Annotated in this window: 1 protein-coding gene; it reads left to right on the forward strand. The window is 49.0% G+C overall.

What is annotated here, in order from left to right:
• On the forward strand, nucleotides 1-1073 hold a 1073-nt coding region (gene tuf / locus MF542_RS17480; RefSeq protein WP_247021856.1), incomplete at both ends, for an elongation factor Tu.

A 1073-nucleotide genomic window follows, 5' to 3' on the forward strand; every position in this document is an offset into this window, starting at 1 on the left:
ACGCTTACAGCTGCGATTACAAAAGTTCTAGCTGAAGCAACAGGCGGTGAAGCTGTTGATTTCGCGAACATCGATAAGGCTCCTGAAGAGCGTGAGCGTGGTATCACGATCTCAACAGCACACGTTGAGTATGAGACAGAGACACGCCACTATGCACACGTTGACTGCCCAGGTCACGCTGACTATGTGAAGAACATGATCACTGGTGCTGCTCAGATGGACGGTGGTATTCTTGTTGTGAACGCAGCTGATGGCCCAATGCCACAGACACGTGAGCACATCCTACTTGCACGTCAGGTTGGTGTACCAGCGCTTGTTGTATTCATGAACAAAGTTGACCAGGTTGACGACGAAGAGCTTCTAGAGCTTGTTGAGATGGAAATCCGTGAGCTTCTATCTGAGTACGACTTCCCTGGTGATGATATTCCAATCGTAGCTGGTTCTGCTCTTGCAGCACTTGAAGGCCGCGACGCAAACATTGGTGCAGAGAAAATTCTTGAGCTGATGGCTGCAGTTGACGATTACATCCCGCTTCCAGAGCGTGCGGTTGACGGTGCATTCCTAATGCCTGTTGAGGACGTATTCTCTATCTCAGGCCGTGGTACAGTAGCAACTGGCCGTGTTGAGCGTGGTATCGTTAAGGTTGGTGAAGAAATCGAGATTGTTGGTATTAAAGATACAGCGAAAACTACGGTTACTGGTGTTGAAATGTTCCGCAAGCTTCTAGACGAAGGTCAAGCTGGTGATAACATTGGTGCACTTCTACGTGGTGTTGCACGTGATGATATCGAGCGTGGTCAGGTTCTGTCACACGTTGGTACAATCAAGCCACACACTAAGTTCACAGCTGAGACATACATCCTCACTAAAGAGGAAGGTGGTCGTCACACACCATTCTTCGCTAACTACCGTCCACAGTTCTACTTCCGTACAACTGACGTAACAGGTAACATTGAGCTACCTGAAGGTTCAGAGATGGTAATGCCTGGTGATAACGTGAACCTGAAGGTTGAGCTTATCGCACCAATCGCGATGGACGAAGGTCTTCGTTTTGCTATCCGCGAAGGTGGCCG

The organism is Kordiimonas laminariae, from assembly GCF_023008165.1.
Lineage (GTDB): Bacteria > Pseudomonadota > Alphaproteobacteria > Sphingomonadales > Kordiimonadaceae > Kordiimonas > Kordiimonas laminariae.